Origin of the sequence: Candidatus Viadribacter manganicus, from assembly GCF_001679665.1 — a bacterium.
Classification (GTDB): domain Bacteria; phylum Pseudomonadota; class Alphaproteobacteria; order Caulobacterales; family Aquidulcibacteraceae; genus Vitreimonas; species Vitreimonas manganica.
The window spans coordinates 3,154,738-3,179,566 of sequence record NZ_CP013244.1 but is presented as its reverse complement, the minus strand read 5'-3'; the positions used below and the strand labels follow the sequence as shown (position 1 = coordinate 3,179,566).

General features: G+C 62.6%; 27 protein-coding genes. 11 read left to right on the top strand and 16 right to left on the bottom strand.

The genetic code is table 11. The features are described 5' to 3' along the window. Positions 1-2: 2 nt before the first annotated feature. Entirely contained in the window at positions 3-1,679 is a 1,677-nt protein-coding gene (locus ATE48_RS16275) for an electron transfer flavoprotein-ubiquinone oxidoreductase (RefSeq protein WP_066775281.1), read from the bottom strand. 107 nt (positions 1,680-1,786) lie between these two features. Between ATE48_RS16275 and ATE48_RS16270 the strand changes: the two genes are divergently transcribed. Next, positions 1,787-2,638 carry a uracil-DNA glycosylase gene (locus ATE48_RS16270; RefSeq protein WP_066773331.1) on the top strand — a complete coding sequence of 284 codons (852 nt, stop codon included), beginning with the start codon at positions 1,787-1,789 and terminating at the stop codon, positions 2,636-2,638. 24 nt (positions 2,639-2,662) lie between these two features. Continuing rightward, entirely contained in the window at positions 2,663-4,243 is a 1,581-nt protein-coding gene (locus ATE48_RS16265; RefSeq protein ID WP_066773329.1) for a lytic transglycosylase domain-containing protein, read from the top strand. Here the strand turns inward: ATE48_RS16265 and ATE48_RS16260 are convergent, their stop codons facing one another. After that, positions 4,244-4,909: a glycosyltransferase gene (locus tag ATE48_RS16260; RefSeq protein ID WP_066773326.1), complete on the bottom strand. Its 666-nt coding sequence runs from the start codon at positions 4,907-4,909 to the stop codon at positions 4,244-4,246. It abuts the gene before it with no gap. Between the two features lie 65 nt (positions 4,910-4,974). Continuing rightward, positions 4,975-7,824: a tetratricopeptide repeat protein gene (locus ATE48_RS16255; RefSeq protein WP_156767824.1), complete on the bottom strand. Its 2,850-nt coding sequence runs from the start codon at positions 7,822-7,824 to the stop codon at positions 4,975-4,977. Between the two features lie 7 nt (positions 7,825-7,831). On the opposite strand from ATE48_RS16255, the gene ATE48_RS19485 reads away from it, so the two are divergent. Beyond that, on the top strand, positions 7,832-8,194 hold the full coding sequence (locus ATE48_RS19485) for a hypothetical protein (protein ID WP_083197413.1): 363 nt from the start codon (positions 7,832-7,834) through the stop codon (positions 8,192-8,194). A 38-nt stretch (positions 8,195-8,232) separates the two neighbouring features. On the opposite strand, the gene ATE48_RS16250 is transcribed toward ATE48_RS19485, so the two are convergent. Genes ATE48_RS16250 through ATE48_RS16235 form a run of 4 tightly spaced genes read right to left on the bottom strand, consistent with a single transcriptional unit; the run spans position 8,233 to position 10,980 of the window. Then, positions 8,233-8,940 (bottom strand): MotE family protein, encoded by a 708-nt coding sequence (locus ATE48_RS16250; RefSeq protein WP_066773320.1) that lies wholly within the window; start codon positions 8,938-8,940, stop codon positions 8,233-8,235. Further along, positions 8,940-9,260, bottom strand: a complete 321-nt coding sequence (locus ATE48_RS16245; RefSeq protein ID WP_066773318.1) for a DUF6468 domain-containing protein — start codon at positions 9,258-9,260, stop codon at positions 8,940-8,942. Before ATE48_RS16245 ends, ATE48_RS16250 begins: the two co-directional genes overlap by 1 nt. After that, positions 9,257-10,324 (bottom strand): flagellar motor switch protein FliM, encoded by a 1,068-nt coding sequence (fliM, locus tag ATE48_RS16240; protein WP_066773317.1) that lies wholly within the window; start codon positions 10,322-10,324, stop codon positions 9,257-9,259. Before fliM ends, ATE48_RS16245 begins: the two co-directional genes overlap by 4 nt. Further along, complete coding sequence (locus ATE48_RS16235) at positions 10,324-10,980, bottom strand: flagellar basal body-associated FliL family protein (protein WP_066773315.1); 657 nt, start codon at positions 10,978-10,980, stop codon at positions 10,324-10,326. Before ATE48_RS16235 ends, fliM begins: the two co-directional genes overlap by 1 nt. Before the next feature lie 185 nt (positions 10,981-11,165). Between ATE48_RS16235 and flgF the strand changes: the two genes are divergently transcribed. Genes flgF through flgH form a run of 4 tightly spaced genes read left to right on the top strand, consistent with a single transcriptional unit; the run spans position 11,166 to position 14,036 of the window. Next, positions 11,166-11,891: a flagellar basal-body rod protein FlgF gene (gene flgF, locus ATE48_RS16230; RefSeq protein ID WP_066773309.1), complete on the top strand. Its 726-nt coding sequence runs from the start codon at positions 11,166-11,168 to the stop codon at positions 11,889-11,891. Positions 11,892-11,902: 11 nt separating this feature from the next. Then, entirely contained in the window at positions 11,903-12,688 is a 786-nt protein-coding gene (gene flgG, locus ATE48_RS16225) for a flagellar basal-body rod protein FlgG (RefSeq protein ID WP_066773307.1), read from the top strand. 11 nt (positions 12,689-12,699) lie between these two features. Continuing rightward, positions 12,700-13,233, top strand: coding sequence for a flagellar basal body P-ring formation chaperone FlgA (gene flgA, locus ATE48_RS16220; protein WP_066773305.1), 534 nt, complete (start codon positions 12,700-12,702; stop codon positions 13,231-13,233). Between the two features lie 14 nt (positions 13,234-13,247). Then, positions 13,248-14,036, top strand: coding sequence for a flagellar basal body L-ring protein FlgH (flgH, locus tag ATE48_RS16215; protein WP_228126661.1), 789 nt, complete (start codon positions 13,248-13,250; stop codon positions 14,034-14,036). A 31-nt stretch (positions 14,037-14,067) separates the two neighbouring features. Here the strand turns inward: flgH and ATE48_RS16210 are convergent, their stop codons facing one another. The 6 genes from ATE48_RS16210 to ATE48_RS16185 form a co-directional block, all read right to left on the bottom strand. Next, positions 14,068-15,090 carry a class I SAM-dependent methyltransferase gene (locus ATE48_RS16210; RefSeq protein ID WP_066773303.1) on the bottom strand — a complete coding sequence of 341 codons (1,023 nt, stop codon included), beginning with the start codon at positions 15,088-15,090 and terminating at the stop codon, positions 14,068-14,070. A gap of 219 nt (positions 15,091-15,309) precedes the next feature. Continuing rightward, positions 15,310-16,911 carry a fatty acid--CoA ligase gene (locus tag ATE48_RS16205; protein ID WP_066773300.1) on the bottom strand — a complete coding sequence of 534 codons (1,602 nt, stop codon included), beginning with the start codon at positions 16,909-16,911 and terminating at the stop codon, positions 15,310-15,312. A gap of 60 nt (positions 16,912-16,971) precedes the next feature. Continuing rightward, positions 16,972-17,427 (bottom strand): DUF2214 family protein, encoded by a 456-nt coding sequence (locus ATE48_RS16200; protein ID WP_228126660.1) that lies wholly within the window; start codon positions 17,425-17,427, stop codon positions 16,972-16,974. A gap of 4 nt (positions 17,428-17,431) precedes the next feature. Further along, complete coding sequence (locus ATE48_RS16195; RefSeq protein WP_156767823.1) at positions 17,432-17,767, bottom strand: hypothetical protein; 336 nt, start codon at positions 17,765-17,767, stop codon at positions 17,432-17,434. An 80-nt stretch (positions 17,768-17,847) separates the two neighbouring features. Continuing rightward, positions 17,848-18,261, bottom strand: a complete 414-nt coding sequence (gene dksA / locus ATE48_RS16190) for an RNA polymerase-binding protein DksA (RefSeq protein ID WP_066775270.1) — start codon at positions 18,259-18,261, stop codon at positions 17,848-17,850. Positions 18,262-18,377: 116 nt separating this feature from the next. Continuing rightward, positions 18,378-18,794, bottom strand: a complete 417-nt coding sequence (locus tag ATE48_RS16185) for a flagellar assembly protein FliX (protein WP_066773294.1) — start codon at positions 18,792-18,794, stop codon at positions 18,378-18,380. A 149-nt stretch (positions 18,795-18,943) separates the two neighbouring features. On the opposite strand from ATE48_RS16185, the gene ATE48_RS16180 reads away from it, so the two are divergent. From ATE48_RS16180 to ATE48_RS16165, 4 genes are all read left to right on the top strand, one after another. Further along, the gene (locus ATE48_RS16180; RefSeq protein ID WP_156767822.1) at positions 18,944-20,020 is read left to right on the top strand and encodes a flagellar basal body P-ring protein FlgI; all 1,077 of its coding nucleotides are present in this window, start codon (positions 18,944-18,946) and stop codon (positions 20,018-20,020) included. Beyond that, positions 20,020-20,364 (top strand): rod-binding protein, encoded by a 345-nt coding sequence (locus ATE48_RS16175; protein WP_083197410.1) that lies wholly within the window; start codon positions 20,020-20,022, stop codon positions 20,362-20,364. The genes ATE48_RS16180 and ATE48_RS16175 overlap by 1 nt, the downstream gene beginning before the upstream one ends. Continuing rightward, positions 20,348-20,791 (top strand): hypothetical protein, encoded by a 444-nt coding sequence (locus tag ATE48_RS16170; RefSeq protein ID WP_066773289.1) that lies wholly within the window; start codon positions 20,348-20,350, stop codon positions 20,789-20,791. The genes ATE48_RS16175 and ATE48_RS16170 overlap by 17 nt, the downstream gene beginning before the upstream one ends. A gap of 209 nt (positions 20,792-21,000) precedes the next feature. Further along, positions 21,001-22,182 (top strand): hypothetical protein, encoded by a 1,182-nt coding sequence (locus ATE48_RS16165; protein ID WP_156767821.1) that lies wholly within the window; start codon positions 21,001-21,003, stop codon positions 22,180-22,182. Here the strand turns inward: ATE48_RS16165 and ATE48_RS16160 are convergent. The 3 genes from ATE48_RS16160 to ATE48_RS16150 all read right to left on the bottom strand — a co-directional run bounded on the left by ATE48_RS16160 (position 22,179) and on the right by ATE48_RS16150 (position 24,638). Beyond that, positions 22,179-22,883 carry a hypothetical protein gene (locus ATE48_RS16160; protein ID WP_066773283.1) on the bottom strand — a complete coding sequence of 235 codons (705 nt, stop codon included), beginning with the start codon at positions 22,881-22,883 and terminating at the stop codon, positions 22,179-22,181. The genes ATE48_RS16165 and ATE48_RS16160 overlap by 4 nt on opposite strands. Before the next feature lie 134 nt (positions 22,884-23,017). Further along, a complete protein-coding gene (locus tag ATE48_RS16155; protein ID WP_066773280.1) occupies positions 23,018-23,314 on the bottom strand; it encodes a hypothetical protein in 297 nt (98 codons plus the stop codon). 64 nt (positions 23,315-23,378) lie between these two features. Then, the gene (locus tag ATE48_RS16150) at positions 23,379-24,638 is read right to left on the bottom strand and encodes a flagellin N-terminal helical domain-containing protein (RefSeq protein ID WP_066773277.1); all 1,260 of its coding nucleotides are present in this window, start codon (positions 24,636-24,638) and stop codon (positions 23,379-23,381) included. Positions 24,639-24,829: the final 191 nt, after the last annotated feature.

The following is a 24,829-nucleotide window of genomic DNA, read 5'->3' as shown; positions in this document are numbered from 1 at the left end:
AGCTACATGTTGGCGTAGTTCGGCCCGCCGCCGCCCTCAGGCGTCACCCAATTTATATTCTGACTGGGGTCTTTAATATCGCACGTTTTGCAGTGAACGCAGTTTTGAGCATTGATCTGAAAGCGCGGATTACCCCCTGCCTCATCGTACAGCACTTCGTACACGCCAGCCGGGCAATATCGTGTCGCTGGCTCGGCGTATTCGGGGAGATTCACCCGGATCGGGATCGTCGGATCTTTGAGCGTCAGGTGCGAAGGTTGGTCTTCTTCGTGATTGGTGTTCGAAAGATAAACCGAACTTAGCTTGTCGAACGTCAGCACGCCGTCCGCTTTCGGATAAGCGATCGGCGTGTGCTTTTTGGCTTTATCCAGCGAAGCATAATCGGCCTTGCCGTGCTTGAGTGTGCCGAAGAACGAAAAGCCGCCCAACATCGTCGTCGTCCACATATCGAACATGCCAACGACACCGCCCCAGAAAGTGCCGAAGCGCGTGAGCATCGGCTTCGCATTGCGTACGCCGAACAGATCTTTGCGGATCGAACTGTCGAGATAAGACTCATCGTACGCTTCAAGCGTGTCGCGCTGACGCCCATGCTTCAACGCCTCGAACGCCGCTTGCGCCGCAAGCATGCCGGACTTCATGGCGTTGTGGCTGCCCTTGATGCGCGGCACGTTCACGAAACCCGCCGAACACCCAATCAATGCGCCGCCCGGAAACGCGAGACGCGGCACGGATTGGAAGCCACCTTCGGTGATCGCGCGCGCGCCGTACGCCAAACGCTTTCCGCCCTCGATGTGGGTGCGAATTTCCGGATGCAGTTTGTGCTGCTGGAACACGTCAAACGGCGAAATGTAGGGGTTCTTGTAGTTCAGGTGGACGACGTACCCGACATATACTTGGCGATCGCCGAAGTGATACATGAACGAGCCGCCGCCCGTCTTGTCGTCAAGCGGCCAACCGACGGTGTGCAACACCAAGCCTGGCTTGTGCTGCTCCTTCGGCACCTCCCAAAGTTCCTTGATGCCGATACCGAACTTCTGGGGCTGCGACTTGTCGGCGAGCCCGTATTTGCTCATCAACACCTTCGCCAGCGAGCCGCGCACGCCTTCGGCGATAAACACGTACTTGCCGTGCAATTCCATGCCGGGCTGATAGTCCGGCTTTTTGTGTCCGTCCTTGCCGATGCCGAATACGCCCGCGACAACGCCCTTGAGCGCTCCGCTTTCATCGAACACCGGCTCCGACGCGGCCATGCCCGGATAGATCTCAACGCCGAGCTCTTCAGCTTGCGCGGCCAGCCACTTCGTCACGTTCGACAACGAGACGATATAATTGCCGTGATTGCTGAACAACGGCGGCATCAGGAACATCGGCAAGGACGCTGCGCCAGCAGGCCCCAAAATCTTGAACTGGTCGTCGGCGACCAACGTCTCCAGAGGCGCGCCGCGCTCTTTCCAATCCGGGATGAGCTCGTTCAGCGAGCATGGGTCGATCACTGCGCCGGAGAGGATGTGAGCGCCAACCTCAGCGCCCTTTTCCAAAACCGCGACACTGACTTCACTTCCAGCCGCGGCGGCGAGTTGCTTCAGGCGTATCGCAGCGGAAAGGCCGGCAGGCCCCGCGCCAACGATGACGACATCGTACTCCATCGCTTCGCGTTCTGGGGCTTCCTCGGCCATTTCCATCCCTTCACGTTGTTCATGTCGTTTATCAAAGCGGATGCGATGAGGTGCAAGCTGCCCGCGTCGCTTTGGCGATTCGACCGAGTCCGTTCATAACAGAGACGATGCAGAACTCAGCCGCCTCGCAAGACGCCGCGCGTGCGCTGCTCGCATTCTGGCGGGCCGCTGGCGTCGACATGGACGATGCTGAAGCCATCTTCAGCGCACGCCCGGCAACGACCGCCGAGACGCGCCCGCCGCAGCAGGCCCCCGCGCGCGTGCCGTTCCAAATCGATCCTCCGGCGCCTAAGGCCAAGCCGAAGGCCAAACTCCAACCCGCGGATGACGCCGTAAACACCGCGCGCGCGCTGGCGGCGGCGGCGAGGAACATCGCTGAACTCCGCGCCGCTGTGGGTAAATTTGAAGGTTGCGCTCTGAAGGCTACAGCTCGGAATACCGTCTTTACCGACGGCGTCGAGCGCGCCCCCGTCCTGATCCTAGGTGAAACGCCCGATCGCGAGGACGACGAGCAAGGCCGGCCTTTGGTCGGACCAGCCGGCCAATTGCTTGACCGGATGCTCGGCGCTATCGGCCTCGACCGAAAGTCCAATATACTGATTTCAAATGTTATTTACTGGCGTCCGCCCGGAAACCGCGACCCAACGCCAGGCGAAACTATCGCCTGCCAGCCATTCGTTGAACGCTTGGTCGAGATCACGCAGCCCAAGCTGCTGATCCTTATGGGAAAATTGGCGGCCAACACCGCTCTAGGTCGCGACGAGACGGTGACCAAGCTGCGCGGTCGAAAGCTGAGCTACAGCCGCGAGGGTTTAAAGCCCCCCGTCAACGCCATGGTCATGCTTCATCCCGCATACCTTCTTGGCCGGCCGCAGCATAAGCGGCAGGCTTGGACGGATTTGCTGTTTGCAGAAGCGTGGCTCCAGGAGCTGGGCGTTGAGCGGGCGGCGCATCTCTAACGACTTCAGGACGATGAGCTTCGAATGACGTTCCGCTACGCCTTCGCCGCTTTTTCCGTCGCCGCCCTCGTGGCTCCGGCCGTTCACGCCGAGCCTCGCATTTTAGTTCTCACCGAACAGGACGAGGCGGCCTACCGCGACGCTTTCGAAGCCATCGATTCCGGCGATTGGCGCGCTGTCGGCACCGCACTCTCACGCGCCAATGACGATGTGCTCGACGGCGCCGTCCGTGGCCGCATGCTTCTTTCGCGCTCCTACCGCGCCAGCTGGAGTGACTATTCGAGCTGGCTCAATCGCTACGGCGACTACGGGATGGCGACGGCCGTCTATGACCGAGCCATGGATTCGCGCTCGCGCCGCGCACGCCGCGCCGGCACGCGTGCGCCAAGCCCAGTCGCGGGCCGTGGCCGCACCCTGCCCGGAACCCCACCGCCAATTCCAGGCGATACCGTCTCAGCGCGCGCCGCGATCGAGCGCGTCCACGAGCGGATAGGCGCAGCTGACTTCGACGCCGCACGCGACATCGCACTTGCTCAAGTTGGCGGGCCAAGGAGCGGCGTCGCCCAATGGCAACTCGGCCTCATCGCTTATCGCGCACATGATTACGCCGAAGCCGTTCGTCAGTTTGAGGCGTCGGCGCAATGGCCGCATCATGGCGGCTGGGCGCGCGCTGGCGTTCATTACTGGGCGGCGCGCGCACGATTGGCAGCTGGCGAAACACGCGGCGTCACCCAACATCTCGAAGCCGCAGCGGAGCGTCCGTGGACATTCTACGGCCAGCTTGCCGAAACACAGCTTGGCCGCGACAGCTCGCTCGAGTTTCAGCAACCCGAAATCACCGACGGCGCCATCACGCGCTTGATCGAGCGTTATCCTGCTGCACGCCGCGCCGCTGCATTGGCGCAACTTGGCCGCCTCTCGGAGGTCGAATCCGAAATGCGCCGTCTGCACGCGGACCTCGATCCCGCCGACGATCGCTCCTTCCTCGCGCTCGCCATTGCGCTTGAGGCGCCGGCCGCACAGCTCCGCGTTGCAGAATACGGCGGCCGTGATGTCGCCGCCGGCTTCTGCCCAACAACATCGTTCGAACCGGAGAACGGCTTCTCGTTGGATCGCGCGCTGCTCTACGCAATCGTGCGCCAAGAGAGCTACTTCAATCCGAAAGCTGTCAGCGTCTCGAACGCACGCGGCCTGATGCAGTTGCTGCCCTCTACGGCGCGCGACATGGATCGCTCGCACAATTATCGCCGCGCGCCGGCGCCGTTGTTTGAGCCCGGCCTCAACATGCGCCTCGGCCAAGACTACCTGCAATGGCTGATGACCGAGTTCCACAACGACGGCGACCTCGGCCGCGTCTTCGCCGCCTACAATGGCGGCCCCGGCTGGTTGTCACGCTGGCTCGCCACACAACCAGCTGATCTCGATCCGCTCCTCGTGCTTGAAATGATGCCACGCGCCGAAAGCCGCGATTATGCCGAGCGCTCGCTCTCGCACATGGCGCTGTGCCGCAAGCGCTACGGTCAGCCGACGCCAGAACTTGATCGTCTCGCATCAGGAGCGCCTGCGCTCTACACACCGCTCGATCAGCGCGTCGCTGGCCGCTAGTCAGCGCTGGGCAAGTTCTACCGGATCGGCCCCCAGGAAATATCGCGTGAGTATGCCGAACGTCGCCGCTGGATTTGCCGCGCGCCTATAAGCATCAGCACTCGTCACGGCTTCAGTCTCGAGAAACACCAACCGCTTCGCACCAATACGCCGCGCGAAGTCGATGTCTTCGTGCACCATATCGCGGTAACCGCTCAGTCCATCGTAAAGGAAGCGAGAAATCAGCAAGCCCTGGTCACCATGCGGCAGCTTCATCATCTGCGCGCGCAAGCGCGCCCAAAACAATGCGCCCTTCGCTGAACGATCATTGAACGCAAGCTTGAACACCGCAGCGCGCTTTCGCCCTTCGGAAAACTGAAAGAACGTCTGCACCTCATCAGTCCAGCCGCGCGCGAGCACGGTTCGCGGATGGAGAAAGAAAAGCCATTTGCCTTTCGCGCACGCGGCGCCGGCAATCAATTGTTTTGCCCGCCCTGGCGCTCCCACGATGACAGAGCAACCGGCTGCATCGGCAATTTCTACCGTCTCGTCATGCGAGCCGCCGTCGCTGACAATCACTTCACGGATCAGCCCTTCCGCCATCCCGTCCACAAGCGGCGCGAGGGCGTGCGGCAAGTCCCGCGCGCACTCCAAAGTTGGAATGATGACTGAAATCGGCCCCGGCATTCGCCCATGACGACAGTTGAACGCGGCTTGTAAAGCGAATTCAACGCCGCCGAAGCGCCCCTGCTTTAGCTTTGGGCGCCGGTGGCGGGGTTGGTCGCCGGCGCACGCGCTTGCGGCGCGGGTGTTTGCGGCGCAGGGGCTGCGGCGGGCGGCGTTGCTGGCGCGCTCGCGGCGGTCTGCGCTGCTTGCTCTGTCATCCGCGAACGCACGCGATCCAAGAAGCGGCCGAGCAAGTCTGTGCGCGCCACCGCGCGTGCAACATCACGAATGGCCGCGCCATCTGCCGTGATGCCGGCGGCAACGACTTCAAACGCATCGGCGTCAGGCGTATTCGCCATATCGCCCGCATACTCGCGATAAAGCGCACGCACACCAGCCTCATCCCCGGCGAGCGTCAGCGCAACGCCGGTCCGCAACACAACTTGGCGCGCATGTTCATCGAGCGGTTGGGAACGATTGCGCGATGCGAGCACCGTCCGCAGTTCAGCCGCCGCGCGTTGCCAATCGCGCGCACGCCACGCGGCCTCTGCGCGCACCCGCTGCGCATCCTCGCTGCGATCGCGCTCGACCATCTCGGTCGCCGCATCGAGGCGCCCAAGATCGAGCAAGGCTCGCGCTTCCAAGATACGCCGATCGGCCTGCAGCGTTTGGGGCATGTTTGGTTGGCGCGAACCGGCGAGCGCCACCAAGGCGCGATCGGGCTTGTGGTCCATCAAATAGATCGCAGCGAGATCCGCTGCGACTTGCGCCCTGCCCACACCTTGCAAGCGCTCATCAACCTGGTGCTGCAGCAACTGCGCCGCCTGCTCTAAGAGATCGACGTGCACCAAGCGCCCTGCCAGCAACCGCACGATGCGATCACCGTTCGGGCCGACTGGCGTCAAATCGCTGAACTCATAGAACAAACCAAGCGCCTGGATCGGCTCGAGTCGATCGGCTTCCCCATCGAGGAAAAGTCGCTCGAACAGCGTCGACATATCGGCGCGCAATTGTCGCGTCGCCGGATTTGTTGCAAAGCGATCCGCCGCAATTCGCATCGTCGAAAGCGCCTCGCGCCAGCGGCCGAGCTCAGAATAGGTCTCGCCGAGCATGCCGACGATCGTGAGTTCTGTGGAATTGCCGCGCCAACGGAAGCGCAAAGCTTCCAGCAGCTCAACCGAATCCGTCGCGCTCATTGCGCCGGTGGCGCGGCGCACACGAATGGCCTCGACCTGCGCTCGCACCGCAGTCTCTTCATCATGCGTGCGGCTAAGTTCATCGAGCATGGTCAGCGCGCGATCGGTATCGCCGCGCGCGCCCACGACACGCGCCTCGATCAACCGCGCCTGCAAGCGCAAAGCCTGGTCGGGCGCTTCAGCGATGGCGGCGCGAGCCGCCGCTTCCGCCGCCGCATAATCGTTGAGTTGCAGTGCAGATTCCGCGAGCGCGACGCGGAAACGCGCACGCCAGGCCGGCGGGTGCTCTTCCATGCCGCCGGCGCCGCGCTCGAGCTCACGACGGGCGTCTGTCCAATTTTGCTGCAACGAAGCCGCATAGCCGCGCCACAATGCAGCAGAAGAATTGTTCATCAGCGCCGAGGCGTTGAGATCCTGCTGCGCCGGAAGCACCCGCCCCATCATGACGTTCGCCGCACCGCGCAACAAACGATACTCCGGATCGAGTTCGGCCAATTCACCCTGATTGATTGCAACGATACGCAGCGCGCCCAATGCCTCGGCCGCGAGCTCGTTTTCCAACAGATAACGAGCCAACTCCATGCGCGCTTCAACCGGCGCGCCTTCAGCAACACCTTCATCGGCCGCCCGGCGCATCAATTCATCGATATGCTCACGCACGGCGACGAGGTTTTGCGCGGCCTCCGGATGCGCAACCTCGGGGCCATGGTCGCCCTCCATCATTGCCGCGCTGACGTCGGCGGCGAGTTGCGATTGCTCAGCCGTCGCCGCGATCAACCCATCGCCGCGCGAAACCGTAAGCGTGCCGTTGGCGTAGACAGCGCTGACATCGTCAGCGCGCGTTTCAATCACCGCGCCGTGGGCTGCAGGCAACACCGCAGCTTCCACCGTCGCGCGCCGCGTCACCACGCCTCGCGCCGGCCCCCCAAGCAGAGCCACCGCAATGCGATCTCCGACCTCCGGATCGTTGATCCAGCGGACGACGCCTTCGCGGCCGAAGTTCACGGTCATGCGCCCGCGCCCGTCGGCGCTGACCTCGCGCGTCAATTGCGCCGGCGTCGGCACGGAAGCACGCGCGCCGAGCGTGAACGTCCAAGCATTGTCTTCCGCGCTTGCAGACACTTGAATCTCAGGCGGCGCTGGGATGCGAAGGCCAATAACGCCTTGCCCCTGCACCACTTGCACATCTTGGTGACGGCGCCCGACGCGGCTAATGCCGGTCATGTCCATGCGCCCGGTAGCGTCGAACAGGAGCCAGATCGCTTCGCCACGACGGAATGCCGCCGCGCGCGCCGCAGCAGGCCACGTCACGGTGATGCGCGTGTCGTTCGCGCCTTCAACCAATTGCACCCGGCCTGTGCCAGTAACAGGCGGACGCCCCGGCGCGGGCGCGTTCGTGGTCTCGCCATTCGCTGCGACCGTCTGCTCAACGCCAGCCTCGGGCGGAAGCAAGTCTATCACAACGCGGTCACCATCGACGAAGTGACGCTGTCGCACGCCAGCCTCGAGCGTGACTTGCAACCGCACCGGCGCACCCGGAGCGCTGACACGGCGCACTTCACGCACAAAGCGCGGCGGCGTTGCGCGCAGCTCTGCGATGTCGATGTCGGCGGCGCGTGAGAATCGCAGATCAAGGCGATTGCCTTGTTGTAACGGCGTCACTGTCGTCGGCCCTGCAAAGCGGAAGGCCAAGCGCGTGTAGTCACTCTGCACGCCAACAGAAACGGTCGCGTCAGGCACTGAGGCCATGCGCGGCGGTGGCGGTGGCGGTGGAGGCGGTGGTGGCGGCGCAGGCAGAGCAGCCGGCGGCGGTGGTGGAGGCGGCGGCGCAGGCGGAGATGGCGGCGCCGTCAACGCAATATCGACGCTGCTCGGCAACGGTCCACTGGGGCCGCGTAGATCTGCTGGCTGCGTATTCAGAGGCGTGCTCGTTGCAGGCGCGGGAGTACTAGCAGCCGGCGGCGGCACGGGCGGCTCAGCTTGCGTCTCGGTATGCGCTTGCGTTTCCGTTTGCGGCGTAAGCTGCATCGGCTGCGCCACCGCTGGTGGCGCAGCGATCATGGCGGCTGCCGCGATCGCGATCGGAGAGCGCAAGGACTTCATGCGTTAAGTTGGCTTTAATATCTCCGCGCGCGGTTAAGCGCTGGTTTAGGGAGCAGCAGCTGGCGTCGTTCCACCACGCGAGCGGCTGAGCAATTCATTGCCATTGGTCGGCGGACGTGCGCGGTCCGCGAGCATTTGCGTCAGCTGACGCGCACGCGCCGGCTCCATCCGGCCCATGACCTCAGCAAGATTCGGCCGCCGCATGCGGCTCGCAACCTGCACCAACACATCGTCTTCAAGTCCATCGAACACCGCCGCCGCATCCTTAGCGCGCATGCGCTGATAGACATCGACGAGAGCTGTCAGGCGCTCTTCTTGGGCTTGGTCTAATTGCCCAAGCAGATCGTTGACGTGGGTTTCAAGCGCGCGCAACTCAGCGACACGCTCGCTCAAACGCTGCTCAGCGGCCAACATCAGGCCATCTTGCGTTTGTAGCGCCTCGCCGCGCGCGTCGAGTTCAGCACGGCGCGTGCCCAGCGCTTGCAACACCTGCACTTCCGACTGACTGAGGCCCGCCATCTCAGCGAGCGATGGCACTTCGCAATGCGCCGTCGCCGGCGCTGCGGGCGCCGTCTCTTCGCCATGAGCTGCGCTCGGCGCCGCCGGCTGATCTTGCCCCGCTTCCGCGACTGTCTCGGCGACGCTCTCGGCCATGGCGACCGCCTTGAGCCCAAGCACCGCCGCGACGGTGACCATCACCGCCGGCATCAGGCGCACGGAAGCGCCCTTCGAAGGTTGCTTCGTCTTGGTCATTACATTCTGCCGCGCACAGCGCCCGCGTCGGCCGACGAACGCATGCGTCCAGCCCCCAATCCCAAACGATCCGCCGTCGCGCGCGCGTCATTGATACGCGCTTGCAGATCACGGCCGGCGTCTTGCGCGGTCGAGCGCATAGCGCGCACTGCGGCCTCTGCCTGCGCCGTCGCCTGCGCCAGCTCAGCAGCAGCGCGCAAAGCGCCATCCTGCCCGCTGCGCAACGCCTGCAGCTTTTGATCCAGCCGCCAGAAGAAGAACAGGCACGCAGCGAGCATCACCGCGAGGACGATTTCGATTGCGAGTGTAATGGGGCTCATTTGCCGCCTCCTAGTTTCATCACGGCCTGCTGCATGGCCGGGCTGATTGGTTTCTCGACGCGCACCGCAAGGCTGTGACCCATGCGGCCAACGCGACCGATGCTGAGATCAACGGCGCCGCACTTCAACGTCACCGGCGAATCCGGCGGCGCATCCAGCATCAGCGTGTCGCCGACCTTCAAATTCAGAACCTTACTCAAAGGCTCCTTGTGCTCATCGAGCACGGCGCGCAGTTCGAGCTTGGTGTTCCACAACTCGCTCGCGAGGTGGCCTTCCCAGATATTGTCGCGGCCGAACTTCTCACCCATGAATTGCTGCAGCAGCATCTTCCGGATTGGCTCGAGCGTTGCGTACGGCAGCAGCAATTCAAGCTTGCCACCGCGATCTTCCATGTCGATGCGCAGCTTCACGATGATCGCCGCATTCGGCGGACGTGCGATCGCCGCAAAACGCGGATTGGTCTCGATGCGATCGAGCGTGAAATCGACCGGCGTCAGCGGCGCAAACGCTTGGCGCGCATCATTGAGCACCACTTCGATCATCCGCGTCACCAGCGTGCGCTCGATCGTCGTATATGGACGCCCTTCAACGCGCGTCGCCGCGGCCCCGCGCCGTCCGCCCAGCAACACGTCGACGATCGAATAGATCAGCGCCGAATCAACTGTCGCCAAACCAAAATTGTCGAGCTGCTGGGCCCGGAACACCGCGATGATCGCCGGCAGCGGGATCGAGTTCAGATAGTCGCCAAAGCGCACCGAGCTGATTTGATCGAGGCTGACTTCAACGTTGTCCGAGGTGAAGTTGCGCAGGCTCGTCGTCATCAACCGCACGAGGCGGTCGAAGACGATTTCCAGCATCGGCAGGCGTTCGTACGAAACCAGCGCCGAATTGATAATGGCGCGGACACCGGTGCGATTGGTGTTCTCATCATCGCCGAGACCAAAGCCCAGGAGACTATCGATCTCGTCCTGATTAAGGATGCGCTCAGAGGTTTCGCCGCCACCATCATTGGCAGCTTCCGCTGTCGCCCATTCCGTATCAGCTGCGGCCGGCTCAGCGCTCATTACTGCACCAGCATTTCTTCAATAAGCACAGCGTTGACCCGCAACGGCGCGATCACGAGATTGACGCGCCGCAGCAACTCCAAGCGCAAACGATATGCCCCCGCAGAACCTGCGAGGTCCTCTGTGCGCAGTTCGCGCAAAAAGCCATTGAACTGGTCCGTCACGCGCGGAATGTGCTCGCCGAGCGCCGTCACCGTCGCATCATCTGGCGCTTCAAGCGTGAGCGTGAGCTTCAAATACGCAGGACGCCCCTCGGGCCCCTGAATGTTCACCAGCATTTCGGGCAGCGTGACAAACACGACGTTGTCACCGTGCATGATCGTCGTGCCATTCGGGCCAGGCACCGCTTCGCCGGCGCCTTCGGCCTCGCCGCCGTGTCCGCCCTTGGCCTTCTCATGTCCGGCGTTTGCTTCAGCGTGCTGTTCGCCGCCTCCGCCGCCAAGCAATAAGAAGGCAGCAGCGCCACCGCCGCCGAGCACCAGCACCGCAGGCAAGATGATGAAGAGCACGAGCTTCTTGCCCGACATCTTCTTCTTGGCGCCGCCTTCGCCCTCAGCGCCTTCCGCGCCCTCGCCGCCTTCTGAGGGCGGGGCTGCGCCTTCAGCCTCTTCAGCCTCCGGCTTCTCGCCCTTTTTCTTTTTACCTTTGCCGAACATCCGTGAATCGCTCGCGCGTTAACCCGCCTCTTTCCTGGGCCGAGGGAGTTAAGAAGGGATTGAGGATCGGCAAAAGTTGCCGCCCGCTCGGCAGAAACCGGCGCGGCATTCACCAAACTTCCACCCGTCCGCCCTTGAAAACAAAGCGATTAAGGCTTGGCACGGAGCTTGCGTGGTTAACGGGTATGGATAACGCCCTCATGCTCGGCATGCAGACGCAGCGCGTCATGCAAAGACGTATGGACGTTGCCGCCAACAATCTCGCCAACGTCGCGACATCTGGTTTCAAGGCCGACGGTCTTCTTCTTGAGGAAGCTGACCAGACCACCGCGCACGCCGATGAAGATCCGCGCGACATTCGTTTCGTCCGCGACATCGGCATCGTCCACTATATGGAGCAAGGCCCGATCGAGATGACTGGCAACGCCCTCGACGTCGCCATCGAGGGCAGCGGCTTCTTCATGGTTCAAGGCCCTAGCGGCCCACTCTATACGCGCGATGGCGCGTTTACGCTTACGGGGGATGGACGGCTCGTCACCAGCGATGGTCGCGCCGTTCTTAACTCCGGGGGGGCGCCGATTGTGCTCGATCCGCAGGGCGAAAGCCCGACGATCGGACGCGACGGCGCAATTACTGTGGCCGGTGTCGAAGCCGGTCGCATCGGTGTGGCGAATTTCGCCGCCCCAGGCGCGCTCTCAAAGGTCGGGGACAACCTTTGGGACGCGCAAGGTCAAGCACAGGGTCAGTTCGATGGGGTCGTGCTGCAAGGCGCGATTGAAGGCTCGAACGTCCGCCCTGTGGTCGAGCTCACAAGGCTCATCGAAATATCGCGCGCTTATCAATCTGCAGCCAAAATCGTTTCGGGTGCGGATGAACTGCGTCAGCGCGCGATCCAACAGCTCGGTAGATAGGACTAGTCCCAATGCGTGCACTATCGATCGCCGCCAGCGGCATGCAGGCGCAACAGCTCAACGTCGACGTCATCTCGCACAACATCGCGAACATGAACACGACGGGCTTCAAGCGCCAACGCGCCGAATTCCAGGATATGCTCTATCAGAACATGGAGCGCCCGGGTTCGACATCATCGGCGTCAGGCAGCGTGCTTCCTCTCGGGATCCAAATCGGTGTCGGCGTTCGCACCGACGCTGTGGGCCGCATCACCGAGCAAGGCAGCATTACCGCGACCAGCAACCCCTACGATCTGGCGATCAACGGCCGCGGCTACTTCCAAGTGACGATGCCGTCGGGCCAAACCGGCTACACACGCGCAGGCAACCTCGCCGTCAACGCCGACGGCCAGATGGTCACCTCAGACGGCTACCCGATCGAGCCATCGATCACCGTGCCGGCCGAAGCCACGGCTATCCAGATCACCCGTGACGGCATCGTTGAAGTAACGCTCGCCGGCCAAACCGATCCGCAACAAATCGGCCAGCTTGAGATCGCCAGCTTTATCAATCCGGCGGGCCTAGAAGGGATCGGCGATAACCTCTTCCTGGAAACGCCCGCCTCCGGCACGGCGACAACGGCGACACCTGGCTCACCCGGCATGGGCACGCTAATGCAGGGTTTTCTCGAACTCTCCAACGTCAATGCGGTCGAGGAAATTTCGTCACTCATCGTGGCGCAGCGCGCCTACGAGATGAACGCGCGCGTCATCACCGCCGCCGACGAAATGCTCCAATCCACTACGCAGCTGCGCTGAGGAGGTAGATCATGCTGTTTCGTTTTTGTATCGCCATCTGCCTCTATTTCGTTTGCGCCGCTGGGCTGGCTCACGCGCAAACGGTGTCTTTGCGTCCGCGCATCGAAGCGAACGGCCCCGCCGTCACCATGGGCGACGTGTTCGAGGGGCTCCCGTCGAACATTGCCGGCCGCGCACTTTCGCCGGCCCCGCAAGCGGGCCAAGTTGGCTCACTGCAAATGAGCATGCTGTCAGCAGCGGCATCCGCCGCGGGCCTTGACTTCACACCGCCCCCAGGCGTCAGCGCCGTGCAAGTCATTCGTCCCGGCGGCGCGCGTGCGACACTGCCCGCCACTACGGGCAGCCGCACGCTTGCCGACGCAGCCGTTCGCCGCGGCGACTTCGTCGACCTCGTTTATCAAATGCCAGGCATGTCTTTGAGTATGCGCGCTCGCGCGCTTGAAGACGGCGCTGTCGGCCAAGGCATTCGCCTTCTGAACACATCATCCAACCGCACCATCGACGCCATCGTCACCGGCCCAGGCGCCGCACGAGCCAACCCATGAGCAAGGATACTTCAATGCGCACGCTCGCCCTCCTCGCTCTCGCCGCCGGCGCCACCAGCTGCGCCAGCATCGATACAGCTGACCTCTCGCATGATGCGCTCGCCGCGCCGGGTGTCGCTTATAATGCAGCGCGCCAAGCTCTCGGTCCGCCGCAACTCCACGCCGTCGCCAGCCCGGCTGCTCTCACGGGCGGCCAGCAACAATCGATGCCCCAACCCGAGGCGGTGGTCTACGAGCCAGGCCAAGCCAATTCGCTCTGGCGCACCGGCTCACGCAGCTTCTTCAACGATCAGCGCGCCTCGCGCATTGGCGACATCATCACCGTCGAAATCGAAATCGACGACAGCGCCGAGCTAAGCAACTCCTCTAACCGTCAACGCTCGGCTTCAACCTCGGCTGGCGTCGGAAACTTCTTCGGTCTGGAAACGACTGTCGGCCAGGCGTTCAACGGCGCGTTCGATCCGACGAATATGGTCAGCGCCGAATCTGACAGCAGCCACAACGGGACCGGCGCGATCAATCGTCAGGAAAAGATCGCACTTACGGTCGCCGCCGTGATCGTCGATCGTCTGCCCAACGGCAACCTCGTGCTCGCAGGCCGCCAAGAAGTCCGCATCAACGGCGAACTTCGCGAACTCACTGTGAGCGGCATCATCCGTCCGGAAGACGTTACGGCCCGCAACCGCATCAACCACACCCAAATTGCCGAAGCGCGCATCTCGTACGGCGGCCGTGGTTCGATCAGCGCAGTGCAACGCCCCAATTGGGGTCAGCGCATCGGCGACGCCATTACGCCCTGGTAAAAGCGCAGGCGCCTCGCAAGCTCTCGCTCGTCTAAGCAGCGGCCGTAGCGGCCGTCTCAAGCGCACGCTTTGTGGACTCGTCAGCAGCCTTGGCTGTCGCGGGTTTGCGTGCGCGAATTTCAAGGCCATTGCCACCGACTTGGATGTGCACGTCAGTAAGCCCAGCTTCCTTGCACCAACGTCGCATCGTTCCGGCGCTTTGCGGCTGATCGTATTCCGGCGCCAACATGTCGAACGTGTCGAGGATGCTGTACTCGACGAGCTGCTCTTCCGTGAAGCCAGGGCGCGCGCCGCGATAATCTTTAATCGGCACAAAGATCTGATTATACGGATGCATCGGCGGCATCACCTTCATGTATGCCGGCACAACCTTGCGGCACCATGCGAGCAGCTTCTCTTGGTTCATTCGCTTGGTGAACCACCGCACGCGATAGCGTGAATGGAAGATCCACTTCCATGCATCGTAGACGTCGACGGCGATCTCACCGCCCGGCTTCACCATCTCAACGAGATTGAAGAATGACTTCCTCACGTCCGGGGTGTGCTGGATGACGCCATAGCAAAACACGCGGTCGAACGAGCCCTTGCGATACGGCATCTCATAGATGCTGGCTTGGGAGATAGTCGCGCCTTTTGATGCAAAGGAGTCATGCGCGACATCGGCAGCCACACTGTAATCGAACGAGATCACGCGCGCGCCAGTGCCCAACATGATTTCTGTGAAGCGACCCGAACCGCAACCGGCTTCTAGAATTGTCTCGCCCGACATGGACGCCGGCCAGCCGGTGCCATTGAAGAAGCGATCGCGCGATTCAGTGTTACCCGTCGCGCTATCGACTTGCGTCTTGCGGAACTCAGCCCACTGCTTGCCGAAATTGCTGGTGTACCCCTCATCCTGCACGAAGCGCGGGATGTCGGTGACCGGATAGGTGTGCGCTTGCTCGCAGCTCAGCGTGCCGCGAACGTGCTGGCCTGCGTCGGCAGCAGGAACGTAAGTGAGTGTCCCGGCGCATTTCGGGCACACGTAAACGTCAAGATTCGGCGGCGACCCCACAGCGGTCTCCTATATGTTTTCGACCCCTCAACCCGGCCCCGCCGGATTGAAATTTTCGAGTAGCTCTAAGGAACTATGCCCGAATGGCGCGGGCGAAAACGCAATTCTCGCGGCACACTTATAAACGCGAGGTAAGGTTAACGCGCGCTGCCCACCGCACGCCCCATCGTCTATTTTTTCGCCATGCACCGCTGTTTTCGTGACAGGTAAACGTCAGCTCTAGTTCACGCGCCGGTCTTTGCCCGCCCAATATGGCTCACGAAGCTCACGCCTCAGGATTTTGCCACTGGCGCTGCGCGGCAGCGGCGTCGAAAGAAAATCAACGCTGCGCGGCGCTTTGAAGTGAGCAATACGCGAGCGCGTGAACGCGATGATATCATCAGCATCCGGCGTCACGCCCGGCTTCGGCACCACGATAGCTTTAACGCTCTCGCCCCATGTCGCGTCCGGTACGCCGATCACCGCGACCTCAGCAACATGCGGATGTCCGTGCACAGCGTTCTCAACCTCAGCCGGATACACATTCTCACCACCGGTGATGATCATGTCTTTGATGCGGTCCTGGATATAAACGTAGCCATCCTCATCGATGTAACCAGCATCACCAGTACGCAGCCAACCGTCGCCGTTGATTGTTGAGGCGGTCGCGTCCTCCTTGCGCCAATAGCCCTTCATGTTCGCAGCTGAGCGCGTCGCAATCTCGCCGCTCTCGTTTGGCCCCAGCCGCTTTCCATCAGCATCAAAGATCGCCATCTCAACACCCGGCATCGGCAAGCCGGCCGAACGCATGCGCTGATTGCCCTTTGGATCGTGATCCTGCGGGGGCAGATACGACACTGTACCCGTCGTCTCGGTCATGCCGTATTGCTGAACAAACCCGCAGCCGAACACTTCCATGCACTCGCGCAACAGATCGACCGGCATCGGCGATGCGCCATAAAGGATGTGCGTCAGGCTCGAATAGTCGATTTCACGCGCCCGCGGCGTTCGGATCACAAACTGCAGCGCCGCCGGGACCATGAACATCTTCGCGATACGTTCGCGCGGAATAACCTCCAGCGCTTCCATCGGATTGAAATCGCGCGCGACAACGTTCTTCACGCCATTGATCAGCCCGACCAAACACCAACCGGTCCCACCGATATGCGCAACAGGCATGGCGCAATAGCTGACCTCACCTTCCTGCCACTCATTCCACCCCATTTTGGCTTCAGCGAGATTTCGCCGCGAGCGCAGGATATTGGCGCTGGTGAGCATCACGCCCTTTGGCCGTCCGGTGGTGCCTGAGGTGTAAAGCAGCAGCGCCGTCGTTTGCGGCGTCACAGCGATGTTCAGATCCTCAGCCGGGAAAGCATTGCGCCAAGGCTCGAACACCGGGCGCCCATGCGCGCCCGGCTCCATCGCGATAATCTTCGGCTTTGTCTGGCTCATCGCCGCGGCGGCCTCGGCCACCTCGAAGCATTCAGGTCCGACGAACAAAAGAGACGATTGCGCGTCATCGACGATGTAAGCGACTTCGTCTGCCGAAAGCCGCCAACCGATCGGCGAGATCACCGCGCCGGCCTTCATCACCGCGAACAGCAATTCAAAGTAATGGTCGCTGTTTTTGCCGAAATAGCAGACCCGATCACCAGCCTTCAGCCCAGCCGCGATCAGCGCGTTTGTCGTGCGATTTGAGTTATCGTTGAGCTGCGCGAACGTCGTGTCGCGGCCTTCAAAAGTCAGCGCAACGCGATCTCCGCGCTCGCGCGCATGATGACGCGGCACATCGCCGAGCGTCGCCATCAGGTCGAATTCTTCCGGCCTCAACGACGCCGCCATGCATGCCTCCCGGCTTATCTTTTGGGAGAGCTTAGCGCAGGCCTTGGAAATGTGGAGCGTTTAGCTTCCGATACCGCGCGCCATAAGCGCCGCGAACAACGGCACCAACGCCAGCAGATGAACCTCGATCATCACCAGACGGCGCACGCCTTTGACCTCCGCTTCAGCAACGGCAAAAGCAGCGTCCTTCCCGGCCTGACGCACCCATCCAATAAACTTCCGCGTCGGCGCGATCGAGATGATCCCTATCACCGCGAAGGCGGCCAACTTGGCCCAGAAGAAGGGTTGCGCGCCGTAGAACTCTGCGCCCTTCGCGCCCCAAAACACACGCGCGAGCCCTGCGGCGATCACCCCTACGGCGCTGACGCCGTAGAAGAGATCGATCCGCAGCAGCAGCCTCGCCACGCGGCCATCGACCGGCAACCTCAACATGAACGCCTCCGCAGCCAGCGCGGCGACGAGGATCAGCGCGAAGATGAAGTGCAGATACGATAGCGCAGCGTCGTGAAGCAGCACGGGATTAGTCGCGGCGTGCGGTGTTGGCGCCGGTGCCGCGAACCGAGTCAGCGGTCTGGTCGGCCAGTTGTTCCCACATCGTGCGCGTGCCGCAGACGCGTTGGCGGCGGCGGGCCAGGCGAGATCCGGTTTCTTGGATGACGCGGCAGATCACTTCGGCGTCGGGGTCCGGGCGCGAGCCATCGGTGATTTGCTCACCCGACCGCACCGCACCGTCCTCTTGGACCACAGCCGTGCCCTCTTGCACCGGGACAGGCGGGCCGTTCGGCGTGGATTGAGCGAAGGCCGCGCTGGTCAGCATGGCGACGGCAAGAACAGAGGTACGAATAATCGAGCGCATAGGCCTACCTAAACTGGAAAGGCCACAAACTACACGGGCAGATTCGTGTTTCACAATCCCAGCCCGCAGCCCGGATCCGGTCAATCGTCGCGGTGAACGCGTTCACGGCGTTCGTGGCGCTCTTGGGCCTCGAGCGAAAGCGTTGCGATCGGCCGCGCTTCGAGGCGTGACAAAGCGATCGGTTCGCCCGTTTCTTCGCAATAGCCATAGGAGCCATCATCGAGCCGGCGCAGCGCTTCTTCGATCTTGGAGATCAACTTGCGCTGGCGATCACGGGTCCGCAGCTCAAGCGCCCGGTCGGTTTCGCTGGTGGCGCGGTCAGCCAGATCGGCCTCGTTGACCGTGTCCTGCTGCAGCGTCGCGATCGTTCCGCGAGATTCCTCGAGGATCTCTTCTTTCCAGGCCAAAAGCTTCTTGCGGAAAAATTCCCGCTGCCGCTCATTCATGAACGGCTCGTCTTCGCTGGGGCGATATTCTTTCGTAGAGGTCGCCATTTCGGAACTCCGACGCCTGAGCGAGGCGCGCGCCTTATAACCATCGTCCTGACCGGCGTCCATTGAGCAAGACGGGCGCCAAAGTCATGTGTTTTCCGCACGTTGCGGTGCAGCAATCAAACTTTTCCCGAGATGCGTTCGAGCTTTGCGGCTTCTACAGCCAACCTTACGTCAATCTCATGAAGGATCGCGTCGAGACCGGCGTCACCTGTCTGTTCGGAGCGCCCATGCAGGGCCTCCAATCGAGCTTTTAGGCCTCCGGGGGCGCGCCCCAGCACCAATCCGCGCTCCAATTCTTCCAGCGTATCGAGGGCCTCTTGGCCGCGCCGGCGTTGCCGGGCCCGGCGCTGCATCGGGTCTTCAGCCCCTTGGAGCGCCAAAATAGAGTCCAGCGAAGCGACCGCCCCCGTCGGCGCCGCCGCCGCCGTGCGTTGCGGAGCATCCGTTGCGGGCGCAAAGCCCGGCGCGGCCGTCTTGCCCGCTTTTCCGGCAGAACTGGACGAGCCAACATTGCGGCCTGGTTCGATCTTCATCGGCGCGCACTCTCAGCTGCTGCTGTTTCCGATTGATTAACGTTTCAAGCTTGAACCCTTGTTAACCGAACTGCTCACCTATCGCTCAGATGGGAATAGCCTCACGCGCTGCACGGTCAGCACTGCTCGCCGTTTGCTCTGTCGCCGCCATGACCGCGCCGATCGCGGCCCCGATGGCGTATGCTGGCACACGCATCAAAGACATCACCGACTTCGAAGGCGTCCGCGAAAACCAGCTCGTCGGCTACGGCCTTGTCGTTGGCCTCGCCGGCACCGGTGACTCGCTCCGCAACTCGGCCTTCACCCGCCAAAGCTTGGAAGCCATGCTCGAACGGCTCGGGGTCGCCGCCGCCGGCGCCAACCTCAACACGCGCAATGTCGCCGCCGTCATGGTCACGGCGAACTTGCCGCCGTTCGCTTCGCAGGGCTCGCGCATCGACGTCACCGTATCCGCGCTGGGCGACGCGCGCAGCCTCGCGGGCGGCCAGCTTCTGGTCACGCCACTGATGGGTGCGGACCAACAGGTCTACGCTGTGGCGCAAGGCCCACTCGCCATCGGCGGCTTCTCCGCCTCCGGCCAATCTGGTTCATCGGTCACGCGCGGCGTGCCAACAGCCGGCCGCATCGCATCCGGCGCGCTGGTGGAACGCGAAATCCATTTCGACATCGCCGCGCAGCAAGAATTGCGTTTGGCGCTTAGAAACCCCGATTTCACAACTGCTCAGCGTATCGCCGGCGCGATCAATCATTTGCTCGGCGCCGACGCTGCCCGCGCCAGCAATCCAGGCTCCGTCGTGCTCTCTCGCCCGGCCGAATATTCGGGCGATATGGTCACGCTCGTCAGCCAGATCGAAAACCTTGAAGTCGAGGTCGACACGCCCGCCCGCATCGTTATCGACGAAAGCTCCGGCATCGTCGTCATGGGCGAGAACGTGAAGGTTTCGACCGTTGCGATCGCGCAGGGCAACCTCACCATCTCGATCCAAGAAGATCCGTTCGTCAGCCAACCCGCGCCGCTTTCGCGCGGCGAGACCGTGGTCGCGCCATCAAGCGGCGTGAACGTGGATGAAGAAGCCGGTGGCCTTGTCATGGTGCCCGGCGGCGTCCCGCTTCGCCAACTCGTCAACGGCCTTAACGCGCTGGGTGTCACACCGCGCGATATGATCTCGATCCTGCAGGCGCTGAAGGCCGCCGGCGCGATCCAGGCCGAAATTGAAGTGATGTAATGCCAGGTCCGATCGCCATCCCCGGCGCGCCGTTGCCGATGAGCACGGCGGCGCACACGCCGCAACAATCCAACGAAGCAGACGCACTGCGCCGGGCTGCGGAAGAATTCGAGTCCGTGTTCTTGTCGGAAATGCTGGCGCCGATGTTCGAAGGGCTCGACACCGAAGGCCTAGGCGGGGGCGGCATGGGCGAACAAATCTTCCGCCCGATGCTCGTCGAGCGCTACGCAGAATCCATCAGCCGCTCCGGCGGCGTCGGCATCGCCGACAGCGTCGTGCGTGAGTTCGTGCGCATGCAACAAGCTCAAACCATGCCGGAGACCCCCGATGGCGCTGATCGCTGACGACGCTGAGCATCGGGCCGAACAGCTCCTGCTCATGACCGAGCGCCTGGCTGAACTCGCCGCCGCCGATACTCGCCGGATCGAGGCCCGTCAGCCTCTGGTCGAAGGCAGCGACGCTGACGAGCGCAATCGTTTGGCCAATGCTTACCGCCTCGAACTCGCACGCATCAAACAGGACATCACCCTGATCCAGGATGCGCCGCCCGCCCTGCTGGATCGGTTGCGCCGCAGCACGGTTACGCTGCATGAAACGCTCGCGGCCCACGAACTTGCGCTCAACGCGGTTAAGGTCGTCTCGGAAGGCCTTGTCCACGCCATGGCCGAAGAGGTCGTCCGCCAGCGCGGCGACGGCGCCAATTACTCATCCCAAGGCGCGCTCAGCACACGCGGCGGTCCGAGCCCGACGGTGCTCGATCGAAGCGCTTAACAGCTGCCGTATATTCACCCCGATGCGGCGACAACTTCGCCTTTCCTGTAATTCATCTTGCTCTGTGACATTCCTGCCGGTTTGGTAGAGCCAGCGGACTTGGGCGGAGCATGAAGCACGCAAAACCAACACGTGCGTGGCGCCCTGTCCGGGCCCACGCCTATAGACCGAGCCGTACCGCGCGCCCCGAAGGCGCGTGGAGCGCGCTCGTGTTCAATCTCTGCCTTTTGCTTTTGCCGCTCGCCACCGCCGCCGCAGTGCTCATCATCGGCCGCGATCAGCTTTACGCCTACGAGTACAACGAGGCCGGCGCCCGCTCGATCATCGAGCGCGTCGAAGCGCTGAACGGCAGCCTGATCCAAGTCGACTTCGATCGTCAACGCCAATGGGACAACATGGTCGCCATGGAGCTAATGGCCGACGATCCCGCAGCCGCGCGTGGCTTTCTGCTCTCCGGCGCCGAGATGCTGCCGCCGCGCAGCGCCGCCGTGCTTCGGCGCGCCGCCGCTGACGGCGCAGGCGACGCCGCCATCGAAGTCGCGGCGCTGCAGCTTCTTCTGCCCGGCACGCGCGAACGCTACCAAGCGAACGTCCAGCTGCTTTCGCTCCGCCCCAATACTGCAACGCCAACAAGCGAACGCAGCGAAACACTGGGAGACCCGCGAGACTTCGAACTGATGGCGCGCGCGCTGTTGGCCGAACCCGAAACCGATCCGCTGCAATTCGTACTGACCGGCTTCAGCCTCGGCCTCGGCGGCGATATCTCGACAGCCATGAACGACGGCGCCGTGTCGTTGCTGGCCTCGACCCGCCGCGATGATTTTCCAACATCGCTCTCCGACGAGATCCACGCCCTGCTCGCGCAAGCGATGCCGATCGAGAACTTCACGGCGGCAGCACGCGTCAGCGCTGAAGACGGCGGCGCGCCGGGCGATTTCGACAACGCCTCAGTCGCGTTCGCAGCCAGCATCAATCAGGAAGCAGCCGCGCGCGTTCGCGCCATGCTCGCCGAGATCGGCGAGATCGGCAGCGCCACCTCGTCCGACGCGGCCGCGACGATGCTGACACACGCGAACACGATCGCTGACTTCGCGCGCCTGCGCCTGCTCGCTCAAACCGCCGGCGATCGCGCCGCCGCCGCCGCCAAGCGCCTGCCTCGCGACGGCAGCTTGCTCCTCGCCGCTCGCGGTGAACTCGAATTCAATCGCGAGTTGCTCATCGCCATCGGCGCAATCGCGCTCGCGCTCGCCGGTCTACTCGCAGTCATCGGCCTCAAGCTCTTCGAAGCCGCGCGCGCCGGAATCCGGAGCCTCAATCACGAGGACGACGACGACCATTACAGCGACAGCGAACTACTCGAAATCAGCACCAATAATTGGCGCCCGCTTTAAGCCCGGAAGAGCGAAAGCACCGCCTGCGGTTCGGCGTTGGCGATGCTGACATTGCCGAGGCTCGCGAGCCCTTGACGAATTTGCAGCGCCATCAAACGTGCGCCGTCAGCATCGAAGTCGCCGCGCGCACCGGCCTCAGCCGCGCCGAGAAAACCCTGGTGCGCTTCAAGCGCACGGGCGGAATCCACCAGACGCCCCATCGCCGCCTGCAGATTATCCATCGCCTTTTGCGCTGATTGCAGCGTCGTCTCATTGGCCTGCGCGTCTGCGCTCACCAGCAATACGTCGCCGCCTAAACGCAGATCCACACCGGAGATCATCACTGCGCCGGCGCCGGGTTCAGCTTGAACGGCAACATCCTGCCCTGTCAGCACAACCGCGCCACGGCCGATCGCCGCCTCGATGCGCTGGCCAAACGCCGCGATCGCATCGGTGAGACCGGCCTGGTCGCCGCTCTTGGCCAACGCTTGGATTTTCACGAGCATCGCTTGCGCGTCGTGCCCTGCCGCCAGCGCTTCATGCACCTGACTCATGCTGGCGCGCACGCTTTCGCGCGCATCTGAAATTGCTGCGCTGCTGAGTTCGACAGTGTCGCCTTGCACCGCGGTGTCGCTGCGTTGTGTCTGCGCCGTGCGCGGAAAGCGCGTATCAACACCAAGCGTGTGTGCGTTGTTCGCGCCTGGGACGATGCTCGAAACCATGACCTGTCTGCTCCTTCGGATCGCGCGCATGGAGAATGCACGCGGCGCGCTTCGCCGCAGGCGTGAAGGAACAGTAAATGCGTTAACGAAACGTTAACGCAAACACATCTGTAACAAATAAATTTACGTTCTGTTTACTTGCCCATCTGAGCGCGCAGATACGCCATGACGGCGCGTGAGTACGCAAGCTGTGACTCACTTGGATATTTGCGCAGCATCTCTGCAGTCGAAGTGTCGGTCAAGGTGGAGACGAAACGCTGGCTTTCAGCGTCCAGAGCGATGGCCACCCGATCGGGCGCAAGTTCGCCTTTTTGCTCAGCTGCATTTTCTGCGCGCTGGCGTTCGGCCACTTCAGTAGCCGGACCTGGTTCTGAGGTTACGCGGCGTGCGAGCGCCTCACGAACCGGTTGGGAAGGAGTGATGGAGGCCATAACTCATTGCCCAGTCGAATTCGGCGGGGAGCCAAAGCTCCCCGCCTCATCCGATTTCCCGCTCTTAGCGGAAGAACGACATCACGATCGACGGCGCCGAGTTCGCGATCGACAAGGCTTGCGCGCCCAGTTGCTGCTTAACTTGCAGCGCTTGCAGGCGGGCAGATTCCTTGGCGAGATCAGCGTCGACGAGGTTGCCGATACCGGCTTCGATCGAGTCTGACAGCTTGCCCAAGAAGGTCTTTTGAACGTCCAAAGCCTTCGACTGAGCGCCCATCGTGGCGAGGTCGCGGTTGAGCGCGGTGATCGCCGTGTCAATCGCAGTCGAGGCAGCGGCCGCGCCTGTCGAGGTCGAGATGTCGAGGGCTGACGTGACGGTGTTCAAGGCTTGGCCAACGGCGCCGCCAAGGCGGAAGTCGAAGCCGGAAACCGTGAGGCTGTTCGAGCCTGAGCCCGGCGCAACCGCCACAGTCATTTGGGTGCCGGCGACACCTGCGCCGCCGTCGAGGAAGGCGCTGTCGTCAGCCGGATCGGTGCCGTCGGTGAAGGTGACAGTGAATTGCTCGGCAGCTGAGTATGTGATGCGGCCAGTTTGATCATTGTAGGCGGCAGTCACGCGGCCATCAGAAGCCGAAGACACGCGCGCAACGAAGTCAGCGATCGTGTCCGCAGCTTCAACGTCAACCGTGAAGGTCGTCGTCTCGTTGCCGTTCGTGATCGTGAATTCCAGCGCGTCGTTGGCGCCAACCGTGAGGCCGGTGGCTTCGTCGAGTTCAGCCGCTGACGAGAACGGGTTGCCGCTGCCGTCGTTGAAGGCTGCGCCTTGCAGGGTATAACGGCCACCACCGCCGCCTGCACCGTCAGACGTCATGACGTTGAATTGCGTCGCGCCGCCGGTCAGGTTGCTGCCGTTGACGAGGTTCGAGCCGTTGAACGTTGCAGCGTTGGCAATTTGGTCGATTTGGTTGCGCAGAGCGTTGAAGTCGGCCTGCAGCGCGGCGCGCTGATCGGTCGAGAGGTCGGTCGCTTGAGCGGCGACGGCCTTTTCCTTCAGTTGTTTCAAAATGTCGCCAACCGCTTCGCCAGCCGACAGACCCACATCGATAACCGACGTTGCGCGATCGATGCCGTCCGTGATGGCGCCCAGCGCTGCGACGCGAGCGCGTTGGCCTTCAGCGATGGCGAATACGGCGCCGTTGTCCTTCGCGGAAGAGACCTTCAGGCCTGTGTTCACGCGGGTTTGGACTTCGCCGAGATCTTTGGTCGTTTGGTTGAGGGATTGGAGCGCGACGAGGGCGCCGTAGTTCGTGTTGACGCTAACCATAGTATTTCTGTCCTTCTGGACTTGAGTGAACTGGCCATTTTGGCCAGCTGGACGTCACCGCCCGATCCGCGCGGAAATTCCGCACGCCCTCCCCCGCACAGGTTCAGACGCTTTTGCGTTGGCAATGTTTGTAAGGACCGAGGGTTAATAACCGGTCATCGCCGAAACGATTCTGCGCCGGATTGCAGCGG